Below are 25979 nucleotides of genomic sequence, written 5' to 3' on the forward strand. Positions count from 1 at the left end.
AACTCATTGAAAAAATCAAGTTTACTTTTTATTCTCTTTACCATCATCGGCATTGGCATATCCATTAGTTGTGAAAGTGACGATATTTGTCCGGAAAGCACGCCAACCACACCAAGTTTAATTATTGAAGCTTATGATGCTGAAAATCCTACAAACTCAAAAGCGATAACTAAATTAGTGATTGGCGGTATTGGTAATGATAAGACATTGACCAACGGTATTATATCTGCCACAAAAATAGTGCTGCCTTTAAAAACGGATGCCAATACTACCCAATTCGCCTTTATAAAAGATGCTTTTATAAACGATAATGGAACACCAGATGATACCAGTGATGATTATTATGATGGCAATACCGATAAAATCACCATTAATTATAGTAGAGAGGAAATATATGTGTCTCGTGCTTGCGGATATAAAACCATCTATAGAAACGTAACGTTTACCATAGTACCCGATACCGACAACTGGATAAAATCAAGACAATCACTAAACGATAATCAATCTGTAGAAGATGAATCAGAAACACATTATAACATATTCCATTAATCTTATATTTTTGTTTTTGTTTTGTGTGACTGTAAATTCCCAAAACGATAGTATTGCAAAAACGGCAAAAGATTCCATGAAAATAAAAGAAAAATATGGCCTGCGTGTTGGTGGCGATATTGGAAAATTGATACGCTCTTTTGCTGATGATGAGTATTCAGGTTTTGAAGTTTCGGCAGATTATCGATTAAAAAAACGATTGTACATAGCAGGTGAATTAGGCTTTGAGGAAAAAAATACCACCAACGATTATTTGAATATTACCACGAGCGGAAGTTACCTAAAAGCCGGAATAGATTTTAATATGTACCAAAACTGGCTGGATATGGACAACATGATTTATGCCGGATTCCGTATTGGTGCCAGTACGTTTAACCAAAAACTAAACAGCTATACCATTTATACCACAGACCAATATTGGTCGCCACAGCTTACGTCTTCCGATTTAAAGGAATTTAACGGTTTAACGGCTATTTGGGCAGAACTTATTCTTGGTGTTAAAGCAGAATTGTTCAACAACCTATATCTGGGTTTAAACGTACAGCTTAAAATATCGGCAAGCGAAACCCAACCAGATAATTTTGGAAATGTTTACATCCCTGGATTTAATAAAACCTATGACAGTAGCGGTATCGGTGTTGGATATGGTTACACGCTTTCGTATCGTATTCCGCTTTATAAGAAAGATAAATAGTTCCTAGTTCATTCTCAATAAAATGTGTCAATTCGAGGCAAAAGATAAAAAAATTTATCAAGCGATATTGTTGACAATTAATTTGAAAATGAAAATGAAAATTTGAAAATATGGATTGTCCCCTTGAGGGGACTTTAGGGGTATTTTTAAAATTTGAGTGATATTTAAATACTTGAAAATCAAACATTTAAAAGACTTGTCAATGGTAGTGAATTTTACGATTGAAAATGAGTAAAATTTGTATCGAGAATCAAATTTCATTCAAATCCCCAACAAGTTGAAAGTCTTTTTAAAATTATATCTTTGTATTAAATTTTGAAAAAATAGTAATGCCTAAAAACACTTACAACATAGCCGTTATTCAATTAAACTTGAATAATACCCCTGAAAATAATCTCAAAAAATGTTTAAAATGGGTTAAAGATGCTGCTCAAAAAGGGGCGGAAGTGATCTCATTGCCCGAATTATATAGCAGTCATTATTTTTGCCAAAGTGAAGATGTTGATAATTTCGCTTACGCGGAACCTCTTTATAGCACATCTTTCACCGCTTTTAGTGCCTTGGCAAAAGAATTGGGCGTGGTTATTATTGTGCCTTTTTTCGAAAAAAGAATGGCAGGCGTTTATCATAATAGTGCATATATTATTGATACTGATGGTACAGAAGCCGGTTTGTACAGGAAAATGCACATTCCAGACGACCCGCATTTTTATGAAAAATTTTATTTCACGCCGGGCGATATCGGTTTTAAATCTTTCCCTACCAAAAAAGGAAATATCGGCACGTTAATTTGTTGGGACCAGTGGTACCCAGAAGCTGCACGATTAACAGCGCTACAAGGTGCAGAAGTCTTGTTTTACCCTACCGCTATTGGTTGGCATCCACAAGAAAAAGCACAACATGGCGAAAACCAACAAGGTGCTTGGATGAATGTGATGCGAGGACATGCCGTGGCAAATGGCATTTATGTTGCGGCTGCCAATAGAATCGGATTGGAAAAATACCTGCCAGACACCAATGGTATTGAGTTTTGGGGTTCATCATTCATTGCGGGACCACAAGGAGAAATTTTAGCGCAAGCTTCAGTAGATAAAGAAGAAATTTTAATTGCCGAAGTCGATTTAAGTTTACAAGAAAACGTTCGCCAAAACTGGCCATTTTTACGTGATAGACGCATTGATACTTATGGAGATATTACCAAAAGAGCCATTGATTAGAAATTTCAAATTATTTGTTATAGGATTTGTAAAATAAGTCACGGATTTCCCGGATTTACACAGATTTTTTGTTTCGAGATTATTTTTTAAAAGAAAAATATTAGATCCGTGAAAATCCGTGAAATCTGTGTCAAAAAAAAATTAAACCCAAAGCAAAACCAACTCATATCTAAAAGAATAGTAATGAAAAACAACTGGATATTTCCTGCGGAATGGGAAAAACAACAAGGTATTTTATTGTGTTTTCCCCATAACGGTAACGACTGGCCCGGGAAATACGAAGCCATTCGATATGCGTTTGTTGAGTTTATTAAAAAAATAGCTTCTGTTGAAGACGTTTTTTTGGTTGTTGCAGATGAAAAACTAAAAACCAAAGTGATAGACATGTTGGAACAAGGCCATGTCCCATTAAGTCGTGTCTCGTTCATCATCCACAAAACCAATCGCAGTTGGATGCGCGACTCGGGTCCCATCATCGTAAAAAATGGCACTTCCAGAAAAGCCATGGATTTCAATTTTAACGGTTGGGCAAAATATGGCAATTATAAATTAGACCAACACGTTCCTGGTAAAGTGGCGGACTTTTTAAACATTCCGTTAGAACAAGCTTTTTATAAAAACAAACCCGTTATTTTAGAAGGTGGTGCAATTGACGTTAACGGAAAAGGCACGTTAATTACTTCGGAAGAGTGTTTATTGCATCCAGATATTCAGGTTAGAAACGAAGGCTTTACAAAAAAAGATTATGAAGCTGTTTTTAAAACTTATTTAGGTGTTACTAATGTGATTTGGCTTGGAAATGGTATTGAAGGTGATGATACCCACGGGCATATTGATGATTTGGCACGCTTTGTAAATAACGATACCATAGTTGCTGTGGTAGAATCGGATCCAAAAGATAAAAATTACAAACCTCTTCAAGAAAATCTCAAACGCTTACAAGCCGCTACTTTAGAAAACGGAAAACAGCCAAAAATAGTAACTCTACCTATGCCTAAACGTTTGGATTTTGGTGGGTTACGACTTCCTGCTAGTTATGCCAATTTCTTGATTTTGAATAAAACGGTTTTGGTTCCAACTTTTAACGATGTGAACGACCGCATTGCATTAAATATACTAACCGATTGTTTCCCTGACAGAGACATTATCGGGATTGCTGCCACCGATTTTATTTGGGGTTTTGGGACATTGCATTGTTTGAGTCAGCAAATTCCTGAATAAAGTTTACTTATTTATGCGAATCAAGAGTTAGAATATTGTAACTATTCAGTCAATGAAAATTGGAGTACGCACTTGACTTAGGGGCGTTAGCCCTGTAGTATTAGTAGTAGCAAAATGAGCCATGATGATGAATTAGGGGCTTTAGCCCTGACATCTTTGATAAAATAATTATGTACGAGTTTGCCATGTTCATTGAATTTCAGGGCTATGTGATTTTTTTCATTATCTTGTTGTTTTATGAAGATAACAGGGCTACGCCCCTTTATATTTAATTAACGTTTGTATCTACGACGATTTAGGGCTAACGCCCCTAATATTGTCTTATAAATCGTAATGGGTTTTAATCTTTTCAACACTTGATTCGCATTATTTAGTAGTGAATTTGAAATGGATAAATTTTATTCCCCCCATTTTCTTATACTCACAACATCTGACGTTGGAAAATCACTTGGTACTTTTTGGGTTACTTTACCAGTTGCTGCCCATTCGGCACCTCTTTGAAACGTGGTAATAAACCCAACGCATTCCATAGAATAATCCATGTGCCCTAATGTAGAATGGAAGGTTCTGCCCTTTCCATAATCAATGGTCATCAATAAAGGTTCATGGCGTTTTGTGGCTTTATCACCAACATCAGAATATCCAGTTGCCAATACAGTTACATTCTCAGCAGGTCCACGTAAGCGTTCATACAACTCGTCCTTGGCGTGCATCCACGATGCAGGAAGTCCTTTCATGATAGGATGCTCAGGTGCTCTGGTATCTAAAACAAATTCATGTTGCGGTCCATGCGAACCCCCGTTTCCTTCACTCCTATCTTTTTGCAAAACTAAGTTGTCATCATAATATAAATAAGGGCCACTTTTTTCCGTTCTATCATCCCAACCACCTATACCAATCATTTTATTAAATGCTTCCCAATTACCCCAAGAATTATCGGCTGCATGCACCACTACGAATCCGCCACCGTTTTTCATATAATTTTCAAAATTTGTTTTTGTAGCCTCTGGCCAATTGGATGCCTTCCACCCAAAGTTTGAAATGACTACATCGTATTTTTCAAAATTAGGACTATAATTGGGGTCGGGAGTAGATTTATCAACTGCAATATGTTGTTTTTCAGACTTAATTGGGTATAAGGTTAACAACTCTTTTATATCATCAATCCCAGACATTTTGTTGTAATGCGGTCCTTGCCACGTGTAAAAGGTTCGGTCAACATCTACTTCAAACATACCTGTTTGTTCCAAATAATCTTTTAGCATCATGGTAGTTTTTGGCCATACGCCATGGCTGTTTTCACCATCAATTATTAACGCTTTTAGTTTTTGGGTTGGTTTTTGAGCTGTTGCACAACCCATTAATAAAACCATGGTGATAATAACGTAGCTGGACTTAAGCTTTTGAAATTGTAACATAGATAACCTCTTATAAATTTTGAAATAAATATACAATACTTAATCAAATGGATTCATATAAAAAACAAATTGCGCAAGGAAAAGGCTTTTAAACATTGAGCAATAATTCTCTGTAACTCTCGTCCACCAAAGCTTTTTTCATTTTTTTGGCTTTGCCCTGTGCTTACTGCGTTTAGTTTAATAATTCCATATGTAAATCATCAATTGGTTTTAATTTTGTTATGAAATTGTCCTTTGATTTAAAGTCAAGTCTAAACTGTATTTTATGTTCAGCTTTTCTAATTCCGCTTGTAATTCTTTTTGGTTTGTGTTTTTTGCTAAATTGAAAATATCTATTCGCATCAAAACGTCTTTTGCAAATACTCTTTTAGCATCCGAAAAAGTTATGGATTCCAAAAACTGTTTTGTTTTTTTCGAGTTTAGAAGTATAAGCGTGTAAATAGCATATTCAATTTTAGAAAAACCCAATAGATAACAAGTATCGTCAAGTGTATATGAAACGTAGTGCAGAAAATGAGCAGTTTCGTTTCGGATAGGCACAAGCCGAATTTTTAAATTTTTCTAATTATCTTTCTTTTCCCGATTAGCCAAATTTAATCCCGATAGCTATCGGGATGGCGACCTCGCAAAAATGCCCGAACCTTTGTGTTAGCAACGACTCGCACTATGCTTATATACGGTGTTGCCCATAGTGCTTTCCGCAATGTTGCTCAATAATCTTGTATCAAAACTTCAGTCGGAATATGTAATTTGGTGTTTAAATTTCTAATCATTTCTAAAGTCAGTTTGCGCTTTTTATTCATTATTTCGCTCACTCTACTTTTAAATCCAATCATCTCGACCAAGTCTTTTTGTTTCAAGCCCATTTGTTCCATTCTAAAATTAATGGCTGAAATTGGGTCTGGCATTCCAATTGGAAAACTCTCGTTTTCGTAGTTGTCAATAACGATTGCAAGGATTTCCAATTCGTCGCCTTCATCAGTTCCTTTTTTGGCATCAAAGATTAACTCTAAACGCTCAAGTGCATTTTGGTAATCCGTTTCGTTTCTAATCGGTTTAATTTTCATCCTAAATTTCGTTTGCGTTAACCTTATCATATTCAGCGTGAGTTCCGATAAAACGTATCCACGCAAGTTGATACTCAAAATTGAATTTAACAATCAGTCGATAATCGTTGCCTTTAATATTAAAGACAATTCGATTATCTTTTAAAATACTTGCGCTTGGATATTCTGATTTAAGGTCGTTTATAGATGACCAATTTGATTTTTCGGTTTCACGATACCACGTTTTCAATTGAAGTTCGCAGTCGCCGTGTTTTTCCCAAAAATCCGGTAATGTTCCTCTCGAAAATATTTTCACATTAAATTATTTGTCGCAAATATACAACAAAAGTTACCAAAATGATAACTCGTAATGTTTTTTCAGCATTATGGGCAACTTGTTTATATACGCAACTTTGTTCAGTATTCCGCTCTGTTTTGGGTGGCTATGCCCAAGTTTGGGTACGTTTTATTGTGTTTATTTTTTACTTCGATATGTAAAATTTTTCATATCCTATCCAAACTTAATATTATTTCACAAACTATCAAAAAGGATTTTTTATTTTCCGGTACTGGTCTCACTTGCATGCGTATAGATCATGGTCGTTTTAGGGGGTCGCAATGCCTTAATAAGCTTTGCATCATAACCCCGCGATCACGACTATCTCCTCAATAAACTTATCCGCTAACGCATCCGCTTCTGTTTGGGATTTTGCTTCCGTATAAATGCGAATAATAGGTTCGGTATTACTTTTTCTAAGGTGTGCCCAACTTTCAGGAAAATCAATTTTAACACCGTCAATAGTAGTCAATTGCTCATTTTGATAACGGTTTTCCATCGCTTTTAAAATGCCACCTACATCCAGTCCGGGGGTTAGCTCTATCTTCTTTTTGCTCATAAAGTAATTCGGATAGGTTTTTCGAAGTTGGCTCACACTCATGTTTTTATCTGCCAACAGGCTCAAAAAAAGCGCAATACCAACCAAGGCATCCCGACCATAATGCGATTCCGGATAAATGATACCCCCATTGCCTTCGCCACCAATTACCACCTTGTTTTTTTTCATTAATTTAACAACGTTCACTTCGCCAACAGCACTGGCTTCGTAAGTACCACCATGTTTTTCAGTAACATCCCTTAAAGCTCTTGTAGAACTCATGTTGCTAACGGTATTTCCGGGGGTTCTGCTCAATACATAATCGGCACACGCCACCAAGGTATATTCTTCACCGAACATATCGCCGTTTTCGTCCACAAACGCTAATCTATCTACATCGGGGTCCACCACGATACCAAAATCGGCACGTTCTTTAACTACGCGTGCTGATAAATCTGTTAAATGTTCCTTAAGTGGTTCTGGGTTGTGCGGAAATTGCCCGTTAGGTTCACAATACAGCTTTATAACATCCACGCCCAAGCGTTCTAAAAGTAGCGGAATTGCAATGCCTCCCGTGGAGTTTACTCCATCAACAACTACTTTAAATCGAGCATCTTCAATAGCGTTTACGGTTACCAATGGTAAATCCAACACCTCAATAATATGTAAATCTATATAGGCTTTGTTTTTTGTTATTTTCCCCAAACTATCCACATCGGCAAAATCCATGTTGTCACTTTCGGCTATTTCCAAAATTTTTGCGCCTTCAATTTCATCCAAAAATTCCCCTTGAGCATTTAATAGTTTCAAGGCATTCCATTGTTTAGGGTTGTGGCTCGCCGTTAAAATGATTCCGCCATCGGCATGTTCCATAGGCACCGCCATTTCAACGGTTGGAGTGGTTGACAAACCCAAATCCACTACATGGATTCCCAAACCTACCAAGGTGTTCATTACCAGTTTCTGGATCATTTCGCCCGAAATACGTGCGTCTCTCCCAACCACTACTTTATAACTGTCCTTTTCGCGTTGCTGTTTTACCCAAACGCCATAAGCCGCTGCAAATTTTACCGCATCAATAGGTGTTAAATTGTCGCCTACTTTTCCGCCTATGGTGCCTCTTATTCCTGAAATCGATTTTATTAATGTCATAGTGTTTTTTCAAATTAAAAAACAAATATAGTATTTCATATGTATTTTTTATTGTTTTTTATGGGTCATATGGTATCACTTTATCTTTTCTAGTGGTCAATTTTGCAAACTAATTATTAATTGCGATTTCAAAAGCGGAAATCTTAAATCGGAATTCGTAAATTTCGCAAATGAATTATTTAGCGCACATCTATCTTTCAGGCGATAACCATTTGGTAACTATAGGGAATTTTATGGCCGATGGTATTAAAGGTAAATCGTATAAAAAATATCCGAACGAGATTCAAATAGGTATATTATTGCACAGGAATATTGATACATTTACCGATGCCCACGAAACCGTGAGACTGAGCACCAAACGATTGCATGAAAAATACGGGCATTATTCGGGCATTATTGTCGATATTCTTTATGACCATTTTTTAGCAAAAAACTGGCATAAGTACAGCAATGTGCCCTTAAAGGCCTATGTTGAAACTTTCTATGGTTCGTTGGAAACCCATTACGAACTATTACCTTTACGGATCCAGAAAATGATGCCTTATATGCTGACCGATAATTGGCTGTTGGGTTACGCTTCCATTGAAGGGATTTCGAGAGTATTGGCAGGTATGGACAGGCGCACCAATAATCAATCCGGAATGGATGAAGCTGTTATTGAATTGCAAAAATTTTATACCGAATTTGAAAGTGAGTTTTTCTCCTTTTTTGATGAACTGATTGCGTTTTCAAAACAAAAACTGAACGAACTGATCAATAAAAACCTATGAAATCGCCATTAACAACAAGTTTGCGCAAGCAAACACCGATGAAGATAAAGCGATTCCATATGGCCATTAAAAAAACAAATATTATCTACATATGAAACACCTTGTTAAAATAACGCTATTCTTTTTTTTACTCATTGGTTGCAAAACAAACCAAAAAACCAATGTAAAAGCACGCGGTTTAATGACCCAAAAAGCCATGGTGGTGTCGGCACGCGAGGAAGCCTCAAAAATTGGCAGCGACATTCTAAAAAAAGGAGGCAATGCTTTTGATGCCATGGCTGCTACCGAGTTGGCTTTGGCGGTTTCATTTCCCTATGCTGGTAATTTAGGTGGTGGCGGTTTTATGGTGTACCGAAAAGCCAATGGCGAGATTGGTGCTATTGATTACCGGGAAAAAGCCCCTTTATCAGCTACAAAAAATATGTTTTTGGATGGCAACGGAAACGTGATTCCCGGAAAAAGCACCTTAGGGGCCATGGCCATTGGCGTGCCCGGAACGGTTGCCGGGGTGTTTGCGGTGCACGAAAAATTGGGATCTTTACCCATTGAAGACATTCTAAAACCTATTATAGAACTTGCCTACAAAGGCGTTGTGGTTACCAAAAAACAAGAAAGCCGCATTAAGCATTACCAGCCTTTTTTTCGGAAAGTAAACAAAGACTCCATCATATTCGATAAACTTTGGAAAGAAAACGATACCATTAAATATCCTGCTTTGGCTAAAACTTTGGAAAGGCTTTTAGAGCATGGTAAAGACGGATTTTACAAAGGTGAAACCGCCAGAACATTGGCTAAATTTATTCAAGACAATGGAGGCATTATCACCGAAGATGATTTGGCAAAATACGAAGCGAAATGGCGTACTCCCATTGTTTTTCAATACGACGATTTAAAGATTATTTCCATGTCGCCTCCTTCAAGCGGCGGGGTTTCTTTAGGACAGATCATGAAAATGATTGAACCTTATGACTTGCATACATTTGGGCATAATTCGGTAAAAAGCATTCAAGTGATAACAGAAGCGGAAAGACGTGCTTATGCCGATAGAAGTTATTTTTTGGGCGACCCTGATTTTGTGGATATCCCGGTGGAAACCTTATTGAGCAAATCGTATCTAACAAAAAGAATGGATGGTTTTTCTTTTGAAAAGCCCACGTCTTCCAACGATATCGCCCACGGAACCATTCAAATTGTTGAAAGCGATGAAACTACCCATTACTCTATTATCGATCAATTTGGAAATGCAATTTCGGCAACCACCACCATAAACGGTGCTTATGGCTCTAAACTTTACTGTTCTGATCTTGGTTTTTTTCTGAACAATGAAATGGACGATTTTAGCAGCAAACCCGGAGTGCCCAATATGTTTGGGGTCACTGGTGGAGAAGCCAATAGTATTGCACCACAAAAACGCATGCTAAGCTCCATGACCCCGACCATTGTGGAAAAAAACGGGAAGTTATTAATGTCTGTTGGCACACCTGGAGGCTCCACCATCATTACCTCGGTGCTTCAAACTATTTTAAATGTGCACGAATTTAACATGACCATGCAAGAAGCTGTGGATGCCCCTCGGTTTCATCACCAATGGTTACCCGATGAGATACAAATGGAGGTAAAGGGATTCGATATCAATACCATCAACCAACTTAGAAAATTAGGATATGTTATCAACGAAAAAGAGTCGCCTGTTATTGGTAAGGTCGATGGAATACTGGTTTTAAAGGACGAATCGTTAGAAGGTGGTGCCGATTATCGAGGGGATGATACGGCTGTCGGTTTTTAACTTTTTTATTTGATTAAGCCATTAGTAATTAATAATTTAGCTTCGATATTTAATGTAATTTCATGAAATCAAAAAAGATCCTAAAAATAATAACTGGAGTCATCATATTCCTAACCTTGCCCAGTGTCTTGTTTTTTGGTTTCGTTTACTTTAAATATAATGAAGATCTACCCCATGGAATCCAAGGGAAAGAAGCCGATGCGCTGGCCTACAAAATGCTTGAAGCATTGGATTATGATGCCTACAAAAGCACAAATACCATAGAGTGGACTTTTAAAAGAAGGCACCATTACAAATGGGAAAAAGCAGAAAATACCTGTGATGTATATTGGAAGGAATATAAAGTGAGTTTAAATTTAAACGATGCCTCACAGCATAAAGCGTATGTACATAGTTTTAAAGTAGATGGCGGTTTAGCCAACAAACTCATTGAAAAAGCCGTTAAATATTTTAATAACGATTCCTTTTGGTTGGTGGCACCTTACAAAGTTTTTGACAAAGGAACTGAACGCCGATTGGTTAATTATAACAATAAAAAATCACTTTTGGTAACCTATACATCTGGAGGCTCCACGCCTGGGGATTCCTATTTATGGTTGTTGGATGATACAGGCAAACCAACAGCCTTTAAAATGTGGGTATCTATTTTGCCCATTGATGGTTTAGAAGCTTCCTGGAACGACTGGACCACTACAGAAAGCGGCGCACAACTACCAACCTTCCATAAACTATTTGTTTTAGGTTTGGAAATAAATCATATTAAAGGAGTGGAATGAGTGTTCAGTCGCAGTCGCAGTGTTCAGTAGTGCGACTGCGACTGCGACTGAACACTAACTCCCCTTTTGCCCTACGAAGCGATGGCTTTCTGATTTGAACAGAATATTAAAGCTGGTTAAACTTCCATAAATTCGGGTAATATATTGTTGCAAATCTATTTTAGCTTGTTCATCCAAATCGCTGGCATTTACGCGCTGTTCCATAACACGCAATCTGTCGCGCACCATGGTTATTTTATGGAAAAAAGTATCAATTGGTAGTTCATAAGCTTTTAAACCGGTATCACTAGGTTCCAAAATCAGCTTGCCGCCTTTGTATTTATCCGCAATGGTCACAATTTCGCTGGCATCGCTCCATTTTTTCAGAATGTTTACCAAGCTACTTTCAACATCAAAAAAGCTAACGGTGTCCACATCGCCATCAGCAGCTTCTATAACATCAAATTCGCTATCCAAGTCTATGGTTTCCAATCCGTTTTCAATAAAAGTTACCCAATAATGTTGATTGGTAACGTTGGTAACTACGCCTTTTCCGTATTCTTTGTGCTCAATTCTTGAGCCTATGCCTAATAATTTCATGTGTTTATATTTATTGTTTTTTATCGGTCGCATGGGACTTCCATGTAATAATTGTTTGGGTATTGAAATTTAGTTATGGAAGTTTCATAAATATGATTTTTGTTATTGAACTTTAATTTGTTTTGCAATTATAATAAAACTTAACGAAACATTTAGGAAACCAACAAGCATTGTTAAATCTTAAATTTTTGTTAAAATACAAAAAAAGGTTTTCAAAAATAACCCCATAAATCTAAAGGGTCTAAAATCAAAAAATACACCCATTCAAGATGGATAGGTTAAAAAAAACACCTTAAAATAAACAAACTATCATTTTGTTTATTCTTACCCCCTTTAGCTATAAGGTTGCGGTTTTTTTATTGGAATTCTTCAAAAGTTAAATAATTCTAAATCTATTTTAGAGTACTTTCTTTGAAGGTTATCTTAGCAAAAAACATAAATTGACCCTTAAAAATAATAGTCATGAAAAAAATATTTTTTTTATTTGTATTCGCCTTTGGTCTAACCTTTGCAAGTAACAACCAAGTATTTGAACTTAAACAAAACGACCCAAAAGTTGGCGATGTTTTAATTATAAATTCACCCTCGGGCAGTATGTATAACCATATAGATTTTCCAAGATTAAATTTTATTGTAAAACGCGGAGGTATTGCCAATTATAAAAGTGTACAAGGAAATCATGTGGTTGTGAAGGAAGTTATTAATGATGGGGATGGAACTACCCGTGTAGTTATTGAGCGCCGGGACAAGAGTAAATTTTTTGGGTTCTTAAAAGATGTTGAGGCAGATTATATAAAATCTATTGAATCTGGTGAAATATCAAAAGCAAAATCATAAACCTGCTCAAATTGAAGCTAAAGAAGTTACAAAAAGTGTGTAGCTTCTTTTTTTTTCCAATACTGAAGGCCAAAAAGTTAATTGCTCCGTATAATTATAAACGTGTTTTTTCGTTATTGAAGAATCAAAAAATAATTATATGAGGTTAACCGCAAAAATTATTCCTGTTTTAGTTTTACTGGTTTTAATAAGCAGCTTTACTTTACCACAAAAAAATGCTGTAAAAGCCACTTCTTTTAACCTTATAAGCACGAAGATTTTAAATGATTCAACAGACACCGATTCCTCATTTGTGACTTACATTCCGTTCAAGGAAAATGCCCATGCTTCTTATTACCATGAAAAATTTAATGGCAGAAAAACGGCTAGTGGTGAACTATTCGATAACAATTTGTACACTGCTGCCCACAAAACCTTAAAATTTGGCACCCGGATTAGAGTTACCAATACGGTAAATGACTCCTCTGTTATTGTTACCGTAAACGATAGAGGCCCTTTTGTGAAAGACCGGGAATTGGACTTGTCCAGAAAAGCGTTTATGGAAATTGCCAAATTCAAACAACGCGGTTATTTAATTGTTAATATTGAAATTCTGGAAGATCCGATATGGCCTGTGTTGCGTTTTTGACTAAAACTTGATCCTTGACATAGCCCTATTGCTACCAAAACGGACATTTTAACTAACTTTCGTTCAGATTAAATACCTTAATAATTCATAGTAGTTTGTTTCTCCATACCCAAATGTTTTATTTTGGCTCTATTTTAACAAAACCCAGAATAAACTTCGTTTCTTTTTCATTGTAGAATCTGTACCTTTGCGCTCCTATCTGCCGAACAGCAGGTTAGCCTATCATTTATGAGCCAATTCGACGATTTTATTGAAGTAAAAGGAGCCAGAGTCCACAATCTTAAAAATATTGATGTATCCATTCCGCGCGAGAAACTTGTGGTTATCACTGGGCTTTCTGGTAGCGGTAAATCATCACTGGCTTTTGATACTATTTATGCTGAAGGACAACGCCGATATATTGAAACGTTTTCGGCTTATGCACGTCAGTTTTTAGGTGGCTTGGAGCGTCCTGATGTTGATAAAATTGATGGGTTGTCTCCCGTAATTGCCATCGAGCAAAAAACGACCAGCAAATCACCACGCTCTACCGTGGGCACTATTACCGAAATTTACGATTTCCTACGTCTGTTGTATGCACGCGCCAGTGATGCGTACAGTTATAATACGGGCAATAAAATGGTAAGTTATAGCGACGATCAAATTAAAGAACTGATCTCTAGCGATTTTAAAGGCAAGCGCATTAATATATTAGCACCGGTTGTGCGGTCCCGAAAAGGACATTACCGCGAATTGTTTGAACAAATTGCAAAACAAGGTTTTGTAAAAGTGAGAGCGGATGGCGATATAAAAGATATTACAAAAGGCATGATGTTGGACCGTTATAAAACACATGACATTGAAATTGTGATCGACCGACTGGTTATTGATGATTCCGCAGATAACGACAAACGACTTACCGAAACCATAAATACTGCCATGTACCATGGCGAAGATGTGTTGATGGTTTTGGACCAAGACACGAACGAAACACGCTATTTCAGTAGAAGTTTGATGTGCCCTACTTCGGGGATTTCATACCCAAATCCGGAACCCAATAATTTTTCGTTCAATTCGCCAAAAGGCGCCTGCGACACTTGCAATGGTATTGGAACGCTTTATAAAGTGAATGAAAACAAAATTATTCCAGACGATAGTATTTCAATTAAAGCAGGCGCTTTGGCACCCCACGGCCCCGAAAAAAACAGCTGGATTTTTAAGCAGTTTGAAACCATTGCGCAACGTTTCAAATTTAAATTGACGGATGCTTATAAAGACATTCCGGAAGCGGCAAAACAGATGATTTTATACGGTGGAAACGAAAAATTTTCGGTGGAAAGCAAAACACTGGGCCTTACCCGCGATTATAAAATAGATTTTGAAGGCGTTGCCAACTTTATTGAAAACCAATACAAAACGGCCGAATCCACATCTTTAAAACGTTGGGCAAAAGAGTATATGGATAAAGTAACCTGTCCGGAATGCGAAGGCACGCGACTGAAAAAGGAGTCCCTTTATTTCAAAATAAACGATAAAAACATTGCAGAACTCGCCAATGCCGATATTGTGGAGTTAACAGCTTGGTTTAACGATTTGCACCATCATTTATCGGACAAACAATTAAAAATTGCTGAGGAAGTGGTGAAGGAAATAAAAGCAAGACTGAAGTTTTTATTGGATGTTGGGTTGGATTACCTATCATTGAACCGAAGCTCCAAATCCCTTTCCGGTGGCGAAGCACAACGCATCCGGTTGGCAACACAAATTGGTTCGCAATTGGTCGGCGTCCTTTATATTTTGGACGAACCCAGTATTGGCTTGCACCAACGGGATAATGAGAAACTGATAAACTCGCTCATGGCGCTTCGTGATATTGGAAATTCCATTATTGTGGTGGAACATGATAAAGACATGATTGAAAGTGCGGATTATGTGATTGATATTGGCCCGAAAGCAGGAAAACATGGGGGCGAAATTATAAGCATCGGTACTCCAAAAGAACTTTTAACGCACCATACCTTAACGGCCGATTATTTAAACGGCAATAAACAAATAGAAATCCCGAAAAAGCGTCGCGAAGGAAACGGTAAATTTCTGGAGCTTAAAGGCTGTACAGGAAACAACCTAAAAAACGTGTCTGTTAAATTCCCATTGGGAAAAATGATTGGCGTTACCGGGGTTTCCGGTAGTGGAAAATCGACCTTAATAAACGAAACCCTCTACCCTATTTTAAACGCTTATTATTTTAACGGCGTTAAAAAACCAATGCCCTACAAAAGCATTAAAGGGTTGGAACATATTGATAAAGTGATTGATATCAACCAATCGCCCATAGGTAGAACGCCCAGAAGCAACCCAGCAACATATACGAAGACTTTTGACGAAATCCGTAGCCTATTTGCCAAAATACCCGAGGCCATGATCCGTGGTTACAAAGCGGGCCGTTTTAGTTTTAATGTAAAAGGCGGTCGCTGTGAAACCTGCCAAGGTGGTGGCTTGCGTGTTATTGAAATGAATTTTCTGCCCGATGTGTATGTGGAATGCGAAACCTGCCAAGGGAAACGTTTTAACCGCGAAACTTTAGAAATCCGCTATAAAGGAAAAAGCATCAGCGATGTACTGGACATGACCATTGATGAGGCGGTTTCGTTTTTTGAAAATATCCCAAAGATTTACAATAAGCTAAAAACGATTAAAGATGTTGGACTTGGTTATATTACTCTAGGGCAACAGAGCACGACGCTTTCCGGCGGCGAAGCACAACGCATAAAACTGGCAACGGAATTAAGCAAACGCGACACTGGGAATACGTTCTATATTTTAGATGAACCTACCACGGGACTTCATTTTGAGGATATTCGTGTGTTGATGATTGTTTTGAATAAGCTAGCCGACAAAGGCAATACCGTATTGATTATTGAGCATAATTTAGACGTTATTAAAACCGTGGACCATATTATTGATATTGGGTATGAAGGCGGAAATGGTGGCGGACAAATTATAGTGGAAGGCACGCCCGAAGAAGTTGCAAACCACAAAAAAAGTTATACGGCAAAGTTTCTTAAAAAAGGAACTGGCCTCAATGAATTAAGAATTAAGAATTAAGAATTAAGAATTAAGAATTAAGAATTAAGAATTAAGAAAATTAAAACATTGAATTCATCTTTATGTATTTTTTACAAGGGAATATGAATTAAAAAAACCGAATAATTAATAGCACGATTTTTGTTATCTTTGAAGATAGAATCAAAATTTTTTAGATATGGATTTAGAGGCAAGAAAGTACGTGTTTATTCAGAAATTATTCAGTGTTGAAGAAAGTGTTTTCGATAAACTAGAAAGTATTTTAAACAAATCAACTTCAAAAAGAATTAGCTTAAACCAATATAACAAAGAAATTGATGAAGCGAATGTGCGTATTGATGCGGGAGAGTTTTTTACCCAAGAAGAAGTAGATAAAATGGCTGGTGAATGGTAGAAATTAAGAAAGTTGTTTGGGATAAAGAAGCAGCTTTCCAATTAAAGGATATCTATAAATATCTAAAAAAGGAATCCGTCCAGTCTGCAGACAAAGTAAGAGTTACTATTATTAATGAAGTTAAACGTATTATCTAAAATCCTGAAGTTTACGGACGGGACAGATATAAAGAAAATAATGACGGCAATTATAGAGCTTTTGAAAAATACAGTTATCGTGTAGCGTATAAAGTTACGGATGCTGAAATTAGAGTATTAAGAGTCCGCCATACCAGTAGAGAGCCTAAAAAATATTAGAATTATCTTCATAAACCAATTCATTCCTTTCATTTGCCTATTAGCCAATGTTTTAATTTTAATTCTTCATCAGTTAATTGGTGTGAAATTTTATGCTTTAAACTTAAAAATTTTTAAAATCACGTACACAAATTCACATTTATTCATTCAAATACAATAAAAAAATGCGATTAGAAAAACACAGTAAAGCTTGGAACGAAATAAAAACAAACGATTCTTGGGCCATATTTAAGATTATGGGAGAGTTTGTAAATGGGTATGAGAAACTCAGTAAAATAGGCCCGTGCGTATCCATATTTGGTTCTGCCAGAACAAAACCCGAGCATCCCAATTATATTCTTGCAGAAAAGATAGCCAAAAGAATTGTGGAATCTGGTTATGGTGTTATTACCGGCGGTGGTCCCGGTATTATGGAGGCTGGTAACAAAGGGGCGCATTTAGGTGGTGGCACTTCGGTTGGTTTGAATATCGATTTGCCTTTTGAGCAGCACGACAATCCTTACATTGATGCGGATAAAAGTTTGGATTTCGATTACTTTTTTGTTCGCAAAGTCATGTTTGTCAAATATTCCCAAGGGTTTGTGGTCATGCCCGGTGGTTTTGGCACGTTAGATGAACTGTTTGAGGCCATCACATTGATACAGACACATAAAATTGAACGATTTCCTATTATTCTAGTAGGAAAACCATTTTGGGAAGGCCTTTTGGCATGGATAAAAACCACGCTTTTGGAATCTTTGGCAAATATAAATGCCGCCGATTTAGATTTAATCCATTTGGTAGATACCGAAGATGAAGTGGTAGCCATACTCGATTCATTCTATAACGGATCCGATTTAAGTCCTAATTTCTAAACTATGTCTGTTATCAAATCCAATCAACCTACAAACATATCTAACGTATTAAAATGAATATCTTTTTTTTTAGCCACAAATTTGCTTCGCCAGTTCGTGGCTTAACATTTTTAGTACTCTTGACGTGACCTACAAAAACACACATTTTTTGCCAACTATATTTTACTATCTTGCAGCCCCTTATAAATCATGAACCTTTTTGAATGTTAAATAGCAAATTAAAATCGCATATCTTCAGTTACATACTGTATGCTTTAGTGTGTTATGCGGGCTTTGGTCAAAATAAAATAGACTTAAAGGCAAGTTTTGATATTGAAAATAGGCACATAAAAATATCCCAGACCATTCAATATCAAAATACCACCCAAGATTCACTGCACACCATTTATCTAAACGATTGGAACAATAGTTATTCCACAAAAAAAACACCCTTGGCCCAAAGAATTGCCGATGAATACAGAAACGAATTCCATTTAGCCAAAAATGAAGAAAGAGGCTATTCAGTAATAACATCCATCACACAGAATGGTAAAGATTTGGTATTTCAACAATTAAAAAATCAACTGGATATTATAAAAGTTGAATTAAAAAATCCTTTAGGGCCCCATGGTTTTTATACCATCCATCTGGAATATTTAGTACACATTCCCAGTGATAAGTTTACAAGTTATGGCGTTTCCAATACAGGCGATTTAAACTTAAGGTATTGGTATATTACGCCGGCTGTTTACAATGGCAGATGGCATTATTATAGCAATAAGGATTTAGACGATCTATACATACCACCTGCCGATGTAAATCTTGAAATTGAGTACCCTTCAGAATATAAATTGACTTCAGAATTGGATGTAAGTGAAGAGGTTCAAAATTTTAACAGGCAGACCACTACATTGACCGGAAACAATATAGTAAACAATAAATTATTCCTAAATAAATTCCAAAAATTCAACAGTATTCAAAATGGGGGTTTTGCGCTTGTTTCAAACATCGACGATGTAAATTTAGAGATGATAGACAAGGTTTTGATTACTGAAAGAGTGACCAAGTTCATTCGTGAAAAACTGGGGGATTACCCACATAACAAACTTCTTTTAACACAGATCGATTATGCTAAAGACCCCATTTATGGCCTGAATTTTTTGCCGAATTTTATAAAACCGTACCCCACTCATTTTCAATATGAACTAAAACTTTTAAAAGTGGTACTGCATAATTATTTAGAAAATACGCTTCTAATAAATCCTAGGACCGAACAGTGGTTGCTTGATGGTATCCAAATGTATTATTTAATGGATTATGTTGATGAGCATTACCCCAACATGAAATTTTTAGGGTCTTTGGCCGATATTTGGGGCGTGCGTTCGTTTCATGCTGCCGATATGAAATTCAATGATAAATACATTTTGGCCTACATGCTTATGGCTCGAACCAATAGGGACCAACCCTTAACAATGCCTAAAGATTCTTTGTTGAAATTCAACTACAGTATTGCCAACAAATACAAAGCGGGTGTGGGATTGAAGTATCTGGACGACTTTATAAACCATGACATTGTTGAAAACAGTCTTTCTTCCTTTGTCATTGAAAACAAGTTAAAGCCCGTTACCGGTAAAGATTTTGAAAACTATATAAAATCCAGGACCGACAAAGATATCGATTGGTTTTTTACCGATTATCTAACAACGCGCAAAAAAATAGATTTCAAAATAAAAAAGGTGGTTAAAACAGAAGATTCCGTAACCATAACCATTAAAAACAAGCAGGACAATAGCATGCCTATTTCGCTATATGCATTAAAAAACGATACCATTGTATCTAAAACATGGATAGAGAACATTACCGAAAACAAAACATTTACCATCCCCAGAAAACATGCCAATAAACTGGTTTTAAACTATAACAACGTTATTCCTGAAATAAATGCACGCGATAATTGGAAATCGTTAAAAGGATTCTTTTTTAACAATAAACCCTTGCAATTCAGACTTTTTCAAGACATGGAAGACCCCTATTACAGTCAAGTGTTTTTTATGCCAACAGCAGAATTCAATAATATATATGATGGGTTTACCCTTGGTTTGAGAATCTATAACAAAACGGTTTTAAAGAAACCATTCAATTACAAATTTGAGCCGCAATATGCCCTAAAATCAAAGACTTTAACAGGATCTGCTTTTGTGTCCATGACACATTATTTAGAAAACAGCGGCCTCTACGCAATTAGTTATGGCTTGAGTGGAGGCTATGTTTCTTATGCCGAAAATTTATTTGTTAGGCAAATATCGCCCTCGCTGATGTTCTACTTTAGGGAGAAAGATGATTTTAGATCCAACAACAGAAAATTGCTTACCCTAAGGCATATAGACATCAATAGAGATAAAGATGTCAATAATATCCTAACAACCAACCAGCCCAATTATGGCGTGTTCAATGCACGGTATACAGATTCCAACGACAACTTGGTTCATTTCAATAAGTGGTCTACCGATTTGCAGATAGCAAAAAACTTCAGCAAAGTATCGTTTAATTATGAATACCGTCGCCTCTTTGAAAGCAATAGACAGTTAAATTTACGGTTTTTCACGGGGGCTTTTATTAAAAACAACAACGACCCCACTTCAAGCTTTTTCAGTTTTGCTTTGGATAGACCCACCGATTATTTGTTTGAATACCCCTATTTAGGACGTTCGGAATCATCGGGTATTTTCAGTCAGCAATACATTGAAGCTGAAGGAGGATTTAAGTCGAAGTTAAATACCCCATTTGCAAACCAGTGGATTTCAACAGCGAATGTGAGCACCACTCTGTGGAAATATATTTTAGTGTATGGCGATGTAGGTGTTTTAAAAAACAAGTTTGATAACGCCCATTTTGTATACGATTCTGGTATTAGAATCAATTTGGTAACCGATTATTTTGAGGTATATTTTCCTTTGTATTCCAATCTGGGATGGGAAGTGGGACAGCCCGACTACGACCAAAAAATCAGGTTTAAGTTCACCGTAGACCCTAAAGCACTCTTCGGTCTGTTCAGGCGTCGTTGGTATTAAACGTTAAACTATTGTTTAATTATTAACGGATAACGATATTCATTGATCAATTAATAATTATATTCGTAAATAGTACGTATTTTTAAAGATTTATCAATTAGATGTTCTTGATTTTTATTGTATAACACACAAACTTTAATTACTTTTGTAAAGCCTAAGTATTCCATTATATGCATACTGTACACAATTTAAAAAACAACTTATCATTTGAAGATTTTAAGGCTGAAGTTTTAACCGACTACAAAATAGCTGTTAGAAGTAGAGAATGTAGCTTGTTGGGACGAAGAGAAGTACTGACAGGCAAAGCAAAATTCGGGATTTTTGGTGATGGTAAGGAAGTGCCACAATTGGCCATGGCCAAAACCTTTAAAAAAGGCGATTGGCGCTCTGGCTATTATCGCGATCAAACCTTTATGATGGCGATTGGCGAGCTTACCAGCGAACAGTTTTTTGCAGGTCTGTACGCCAATACCAATTTAGAACTGGAACCTATGTCGGCAGGCCGTCAAATGGGTGGCCATTTTGCGACCCACAGTTTGAACGAAGATGGCAGCTGGAAAGATTTGACCAAGCAATACAACTCCAGTGCCGATATTTCGCCCACAGCAAGTCAAATGCCCCGTTTACTGGGGTTGGCGCAAGCCTCCAAGATATTCAGGCAGGTTGAAGGCATCAACACAACCAATTTTTCAGATAAAGGAAATGAGATTGCATGGGGCACCATAGGAAATGCCAGTACCAGTGAAGGGCTGTTTTTTGAAACCATAAATGCCGCAGGGGTTTTGCAGGTTCCTTTGGTTATAAGTATATGGGATGATGAATACGGTATTTCCGTACATGCCAAACACCACACCACCAAAGAGAGTATTTCAGAAGTCTTAAAAGGCTTTCAAAGGGATAATGACTATAAAGGCTTTGAAATTCTACGTGTAAAAGGTTGGAACTATGCCAATTTAGTGGAAACCTACCAAGAAGCAGCGGTTATTGCCAGAAAAGAGCACGTACCTGTTTTAATACACGTTTTAGAGCTTACACAACCACAAGGGCATTCTACCTCTGGTTCGCACGAGCGTTATAAAAATGCAGAACGTTTGGCATGGGAAGCTAAACACGATTGCAACACCAAAATGCGCGAATGGATTTTAGAAAGCGGCATAGCCACCAATGAAGCCCTTATTGAAATTGAAAGAGCCATCAAGCGGGAAGTAAGAGAAGCGAAGAAAAATGCTTGGAACACCTTTTTAAGACCTATTCTTAAAGAACAAAGCGAATTGATATCCATTTTAAAACAAGTGGCCTCGGTGAGCGTCCATGGTGTTTTTATGGAAAAAATGAAGAATAGCATATCTGCTATTGATGAGCCTACCCGAAAGGATATTTTGTCACTTGCCCGAAAAGCATTGGTACAGATTGTTAAGGAATCTTTTCCCGAAAAAGAACAACTTGCGCAGTGGATCAATAGAATGGTTGAAACCACACAGCCCGTGTTTAGTTCGCACTTACATTCTGAAACCCACCGCTCAAACATTTTGATCAAGGAAACAAAACCGTCGTATGATGACGATGCGCCCCAAGTGGATGGCCGCGTGATACTACGGGATAATTTTGATGCCATTTTTAGAAACTATCCGGAAGCGCTCATTTTTGGTGAAGACACAGGAAATATCGGTGATGTGAACCAGGGCTTGGAAGGGCTCCAAGAAAAATATGGCGAATTAAGGGTTGCCGATACCGGTATTAGGGAAGCCACCATCATTGGCCAAGGTATTGGGATGTCGCTGCGTGGGTTACGCCCTATTGCCGAAATCCAGTATTTGGATTATATCCTCTACGCCATTCAAATTATAAGCGACGATTTGGCAACCACACATTACAGAACCAAAGGTAAACAAAAAGCACCATTGATTATAAGAACGCGCGGACACCGTTTAGAAGGTATTTGGCATTCGGGCTCCCAAATGGGTGGCATTTTAAATTTGGTGCGTGGTGTGCATGTGTTGGTTCCCAGAAATATGGCTAAGGCCGCTGGCTTTTATAATACCCTTTTAAAAGGCGACGACCCTGCTATTGTTGTGGAATGTTTAAACGGATACCGGCTAAAAGAAAAGATGCCCAATAATTTAAGCGCCATCAAAACCCCCATTGGTGTTGTGGAAACCATTAAGGAAGGCAAGGATATTACCTTGGTGTCTTATGGTTCTACCCTACGTATTGTGGAGCAGGTAGCTAAGGATTTAATGGCTGTTGATATTGATGCGGAAGTGATTGACGTGCAATCGTTATTACCTTTCGATTTGAATCATGACATTGCCAAAAGCATCGAAAAAACCAATAGGTTTATGGTAATAGATGAAGATGTTCCCGGGGGTGCCTCGGCCTATATTTTGGACCAAATTCTAAACGTTCAAAATGCCTATCCCTATTTGGATAGCCAACCTAAAACACTAACCGCCAAAGCACACAGACCCGCTTATGGAAACGATGGCGATTATTTCTCAAAACCTTCTGCTGACGATATTTTTGAAGCTGTTTACAGAGTGATGCACGAAGTGAACCCCAAGGAATTTCCTAAATTAAGATGATTGGTATTTTACAACCACCAAACAATTAATACTCAAAAAAATGAAAAAAAGCTATACAGATTTAGGTCTTTTACTTCTTAGAATCGGATTTGCAGGTATGCTGCTTACCCATGGCATCCCTAAAATAAACCTGTTGTTTGAAAGCCCCATCAAGTTTGCCGACCCTATTGGTGTTGGCGAAACCACCTCCTTAATTTTAGCCTTAATTGGCGAAGTAATCGCCCCTATATTCATTTTGATTGGTTTTAAAACAAAATTAGCAACCATCCCGAGTATCATTACCATGGGTGTTGCCGTACTTGTGGTACATGCTGCCGACCCTTTTGGAGTTAAAGAAAAAGCACTGCTTTATTTAGTCGGCTTTTTAGCTATTCTGTTAATGGGTGCTGGTAAATATGCTATCGATACATCTAAAAAACGATAACTTTTGAAAGGTGCTTCCCTTGCTGATCTAAAGAAAGAGTTGAGCCATAGATCTTATGTGGATATCACGGAACTCTGTTTGCGTCTTGCCAGATCTAAAAAAGAAAATAAAGAACTCCTTACCTATTTACTCTTCGAATCGGATAACGAAGTAGGCTATATTGAATCGGTTAAAAGCTATATGGACGCCCAATTTGAACTGATAAACACAGCCAGCTATTTTTACATCCGTAAAAGTGCCCGTAAAATATTGACCAACACAAAAAAATACATTCGGTATTCACAAAATAAAGAAACTGAAGTCGCACTCCTACTCTACTTCTGCCAAAAATTAAAAGATTTCTCTCCAAGTATAACATACAGTACCCAATTGCAAAATATGTACCACCGCCAACTGCTTTTAGTTAAAAAGATAGTTGCGACGCTTCATGAAGATTTGCAATATGACTATCGTTTGATTTTGGAAGATTTGTAGTTGTAATAATCCTGTGGGTTTTAAAAACCCAGTGGGCTTGCCCCTAGGTTCTTGATTTTGGATATAAGCTTGATAAATAACCCATTTTTAAGCCAACTCCATTCATTTCAAAAAAACAGGCAGAATTATGTGCTTTGGTGCTACTGATGGCTATCGGGATTTCGCCTCAATCAAAAAAGTCTAAACCAATTCGTAATTTATTTATTGCGTTTGCCTTGCGGGAAGTTTATTTTTTAACAATATCAACTTCAAATAATTTGTCCCAATATTTGCCTGTAACAAAAATGGTTTTGGTTTTAGGGTTGTATGCAATGCCGTTTAAAACATCTAGTTTTTCATGTTGTGTTACCAACTTCTTTAAAGGCGAAAAGTCAATGACGCCAGTAACAGCACCATTTTTCGGATTGATAATGGCCACCCCATCTTTTTGCCAACGATTAGCATAAATATCGCCATTAATCCACTCCAGTTCATTGATCTCAACAATTTTACCTTTGTTGGTATATACTTGTATGTGGTCTTCTTCTGCCAAGGTTTCAGGGTTTAGAAGCCAGATATTTTCGGTGCCATCACTTTTATAAAGTATTTTAGAATCGTTGCAAAAGCCCCAACCTTCTTTACTGTTCCCGTATTTAAAGCTATTGATTTTTTCAAATGTATTGATATCATACACAAAACCAACGCCACCTTGCCAGGTAAGTTGGTACACTTTATGGTTTAAAATGGTAATGCCTTCGCCAAAATATTCCTTTGCCAGATCAACGCTTTTCAGCACAGTGCCTGTTCTGTAATCTATTTTTCGCAGTTTAGATTCACCACGCTGCCCCGTACCTTCGTACAAGGTATCATTATAAAACTCCAATCCTTGTGTGTACGAACTGATGTCATGCGGATATTCCTTTATAATCTTATAGGTGTAAACATTTGGTGCTTCATTATTTAAAATGGTAACAGTAGTAGTGGTTACTTGTTTTTCATTGTTAAAATATACGGTAGCTTCAATGGTTTGCTTTCCTAACCTAAAATCATCTAAAGACACCGACTCGCCAATTTTTTTACCATTCAAAGTATAGCTTATGGAGTCAACAGTGTGGTTTTTTTTGTTTTCTATGGAAAGCTTTAAGGTTTCATTATTGGAAACATCTCCTTTTACAGCATTCGTATTTATATTAAAATCACTTTTATTTTGTCCTGTATTGGAACCACAGGCACTAAATAATATGCTTAACGAAATGATTAATAAGTGTTTGAATGTATCCATCTGTGATTTAAAATTTAAAGCAAGATATTTATT

At 37.0% G+C, this 25979-nt stretch carries 24 protein-coding genes and 1 pseudogene; 18 read left to right on the forward strand and 7 right to left on the reverse strand.

Features of this window, described 5'->3' with window-relative positions:
- Positions 1-6: 6 nt before the first annotated feature.
- The 4 genes from ACU1LP_RS05035 (at position 7) to ACU1LP_RS05050 (ending at position 3681) form a co-directional block, all read left to right on the forward strand.
- Positions 7-549, forward strand: coding sequence for a DUF6452 family protein (locus tag ACU1LP_RS05035; RefSeq protein WP_445733704.1), 543 nt, complete (start codon positions 7-9; stop codon positions 547-549).
- Positions 515-1243 carry a DUF6048 family protein gene (locus ACU1LP_RS05040; protein WP_445733705.1) on the forward strand — a complete coding sequence of 243 codons (729 nt, stop codon included), beginning with the start codon at positions 515-517 and terminating at the stop codon, positions 1241-1243. The genes ACU1LP_RS05035 and ACU1LP_RS05040 overlap by 35 nt, the downstream gene beginning before the upstream one ends.
- Positions 1244-1572: 329 nt before the next feature.
- The gene (locus ACU1LP_RS05045; RefSeq protein WP_445735732.1) at positions 1573-2460 is read left to right on the forward strand and encodes a carbon-nitrogen hydrolase; all 888 of its coding nucleotides are present in this window, start codon (positions 1573-1575) and stop codon (positions 2458-2460) included.
- Positions 2461-2643: 183 nt separating this feature from the next.
- Positions 2644-3681 (forward strand): agmatine deiminase family protein, encoded by a 1038-nt coding sequence (locus tag ACU1LP_RS05050; RefSeq protein ID WP_445735733.1) that lies wholly within the window; start codon positions 2644-2646, stop codon positions 3679-3681.
- Positions 3682-4079: 398 nt separating this feature from the next.
- Here the strand turns inward: ACU1LP_RS05050 and ACU1LP_RS05055 are convergent, their stop codons facing one another.
- The 5 genes from ACU1LP_RS05055 to glmM all read right to left on the reverse strand — a co-directional run bounded on the left by ACU1LP_RS05055 (position 4080) and on the right by glmM (position 8172).
- Entirely contained in the window at positions 4080-5099 is a 1020-nt protein-coding gene (locus ACU1LP_RS05055; RefSeq protein ID WP_445735734.1) for a ThuA domain-containing protein, read from the reverse strand.
- Positions 5100-5318: 219 nt separating this feature from the next.
- Positions 5319-5639 carry a hypothetical protein gene (locus ACU1LP_RS05060; protein ID WP_445735735.1) on the reverse strand — a complete coding sequence of 107 codons (321 nt, stop codon included), beginning with the start codon at positions 5637-5639 and terminating at the stop codon, positions 5319-5321.
- 170 nt (positions 5640-5809) lie between these two features.
- Complete coding sequence (locus ACU1LP_RS05065; RefSeq protein WP_445732722.1) at positions 5810-6166, reverse strand: helix-turn-helix domain-containing protein; 357 nt, start codon at positions 6164-6166, stop codon at positions 5810-5812.
- Between the two features lies 1 nt (position 6167).
- On the reverse strand, positions 6168-6461 hold the full coding sequence (locus ACU1LP_RS05070; RefSeq protein ID WP_445735736.1) for a type II toxin-antitoxin system HigB family toxin: 294 nt from the start codon (positions 6459-6461) through the stop codon (positions 6168-6170).
- Positions 6462-6783: 322 nt separating this feature from the next.
- The gene (gene glmM, locus ACU1LP_RS05075) at positions 6784-8172 is read right to left on the reverse strand and encodes a phosphoglucosamine mutase (protein WP_445735737.1); all 1389 of its coding nucleotides are present in this window, start codon (positions 8170-8172) and stop codon (positions 6784-6786) included.
- A gap of 170 nt (positions 8173-8342) precedes the next feature.
- Here glmM and ACU1LP_RS05080 point away from each other — a divergent pair, with 170 nt between their 5' ends.
- The 3 genes from ACU1LP_RS05080 (at position 8343) to ACU1LP_RS05090 (ending at position 11504) form a co-directional block, all read left to right on the forward strand.
- A complete protein-coding gene (locus ACU1LP_RS05080) occupies positions 8343-8942 on the forward strand; it encodes an acyl carrier protein phosphodiesterase (RefSeq protein WP_445732725.1) in 600 nt (199 codons plus the stop codon).
- A gap of 91 nt (positions 8943-9033) precedes the next feature.
- Complete coding sequence (gene ggt, locus ACU1LP_RS05085; protein WP_445735738.1) at positions 9034-10728, forward strand: gamma-glutamyltransferase; 1695 nt, start codon at positions 9034-9036, stop codon at positions 10726-10728.
- Between the two features lie 62 nt (positions 10729-10790).
- Positions 10791-11504, forward strand: a complete 714-nt coding sequence (locus ACU1LP_RS05090; RefSeq protein ID WP_445732727.1) for a hypothetical protein — start codon at positions 10791-10793, stop codon at positions 11502-11504.
- Positions 11505-11558: 54 nt separating this feature from the next.
- Here ACU1LP_RS05090 and ACU1LP_RS05095 read toward each other — a convergent pair whose 3' ends face one another.
- The gene (locus tag ACU1LP_RS05095) at positions 11559-12083 is read right to left on the reverse strand and encodes a hypothetical protein (protein WP_445735739.1); all 525 of its coding nucleotides are present in this window, start codon (positions 12081-12083) and stop codon (positions 11559-11561) included.
- 462 nt (positions 12084-12545) lie between these two features.
- Here ACU1LP_RS05095 and ACU1LP_RS05100 point away from each other — a divergent pair, with 462 nt between their 5' ends.
- The 11 genes and pseudogenes from ACU1LP_RS05100 (at position 12546) to ACU1LP_RS05150 (ending at position 24685) form a co-directional block, all read left to right on the forward strand.
- Complete coding sequence (locus ACU1LP_RS05100) at positions 12546-12920, forward strand: hypothetical protein (protein ID WP_445731437.1); 375 nt, start codon at positions 12546-12548, stop codon at positions 12918-12920.
- A 139-nt stretch (positions 12921-13059) separates the two neighbouring features.
- Positions 13060-13548 carry a septal ring lytic transglycosylase RlpA family protein gene (locus ACU1LP_RS05105; protein ID WP_445731436.1) on the forward strand — a complete coding sequence of 163 codons (489 nt, stop codon included), beginning with the start codon at positions 13060-13062 and terminating at the stop codon, positions 13546-13548.
- Between the two features lie 228 nt (positions 13549-13776).
- Positions 13777-16632, forward strand: a complete 2856-nt coding sequence (uvrA, locus tag ACU1LP_RS05110; protein WP_445735740.1) for an excinuclease ABC subunit UvrA — start codon at positions 13777-13779, stop codon at positions 16630-16632.
- Positions 16633-16789: 157 nt separating this feature from the next.
- Positions 16790-17005: a hypothetical protein gene (locus ACU1LP_RS05115; RefSeq protein WP_445731434.1), complete on the forward strand. Its 216-nt coding sequence runs from the start codon at positions 16790-16792 to the stop codon at positions 17003-17005.
- Positions 16999-17142 carry a hypothetical protein gene (locus ACU1LP_RS05120; RefSeq protein ID WP_445731433.1) on the forward strand — a complete coding sequence of 48 codons (144 nt, stop codon included), beginning with the start codon at positions 16999-17001 and terminating at the stop codon, positions 17140-17142. Before ACU1LP_RS05115 ends, ACU1LP_RS05120 begins: the two co-directional genes overlap by 7 nt.
- Before the next feature lie 30 nt (positions 17143-17172).
- Positions 17173-17301: pseudogene (locus ACU1LP_RS05125) on the forward strand (type II toxin-antitoxin system RelE/ParE family toxin); the annotation flags it as partial.
- A 164-nt stretch (positions 17302-17465) separates the two neighbouring features.
- Positions 17466-18155 carry an LOG family protein gene (locus tag ACU1LP_RS05130; RefSeq protein ID WP_445731432.1) on the forward strand — a complete coding sequence of 230 codons (690 nt, stop codon included), beginning with the start codon at positions 17466-17468 and terminating at the stop codon, positions 18153-18155.
- A gap of 203 nt (positions 18156-18358) precedes the next feature.
- Positions 18359-21205 carry a metalloprotease gene (locus ACU1LP_RS05135; protein ID WP_445735741.1) on the forward strand — a complete coding sequence of 949 codons (2847 nt, stop codon included), beginning with the start codon at positions 18359-18361 and terminating at the stop codon, positions 21203-21205.
- Between the two features lie 170 nt (positions 21206-21375).
- Positions 21376-23787, forward strand: coding sequence for an alpha-ketoacid dehydrogenase subunit alpha/beta (locus ACU1LP_RS05140; protein WP_445735742.1), 2412 nt, complete (start codon positions 21376-21378; stop codon positions 23785-23787).
- Positions 23788-23827: 40 nt separating this feature from the next.
- Complete coding sequence (locus ACU1LP_RS05145; protein WP_445735743.1) at positions 23828-24211, forward strand: DoxX family protein; 384 nt, start codon at positions 23828-23830, stop codon at positions 24209-24211.
- A gap of 3 nt (positions 24212-24214) precedes the next feature.
- The gene (locus ACU1LP_RS05150; RefSeq protein ID WP_445731428.1) at positions 24215-24685 is read left to right on the forward strand and encodes a hypothetical protein; all 471 of its coding nucleotides are present in this window, start codon (positions 24215-24217) and stop codon (positions 24683-24685) included.
- 226 nt (positions 24686-24911) lie between these two features.
- Here ACU1LP_RS05150 and ACU1LP_RS05155 read toward each other — a convergent pair whose 3' ends face one another.
- Positions 24912-25946: a glutaminyl-peptide cyclotransferase gene (locus ACU1LP_RS05155; protein ID WP_445735744.1), complete on the reverse strand. Its 1035-nt coding sequence runs from the start codon at positions 25944-25946 to the stop codon at positions 24912-24914.
- Positions 25947-25979 lie beyond the last annotated feature (33 nt).

The organism is Mariniflexile sp. (assembly GCF_052728615.1).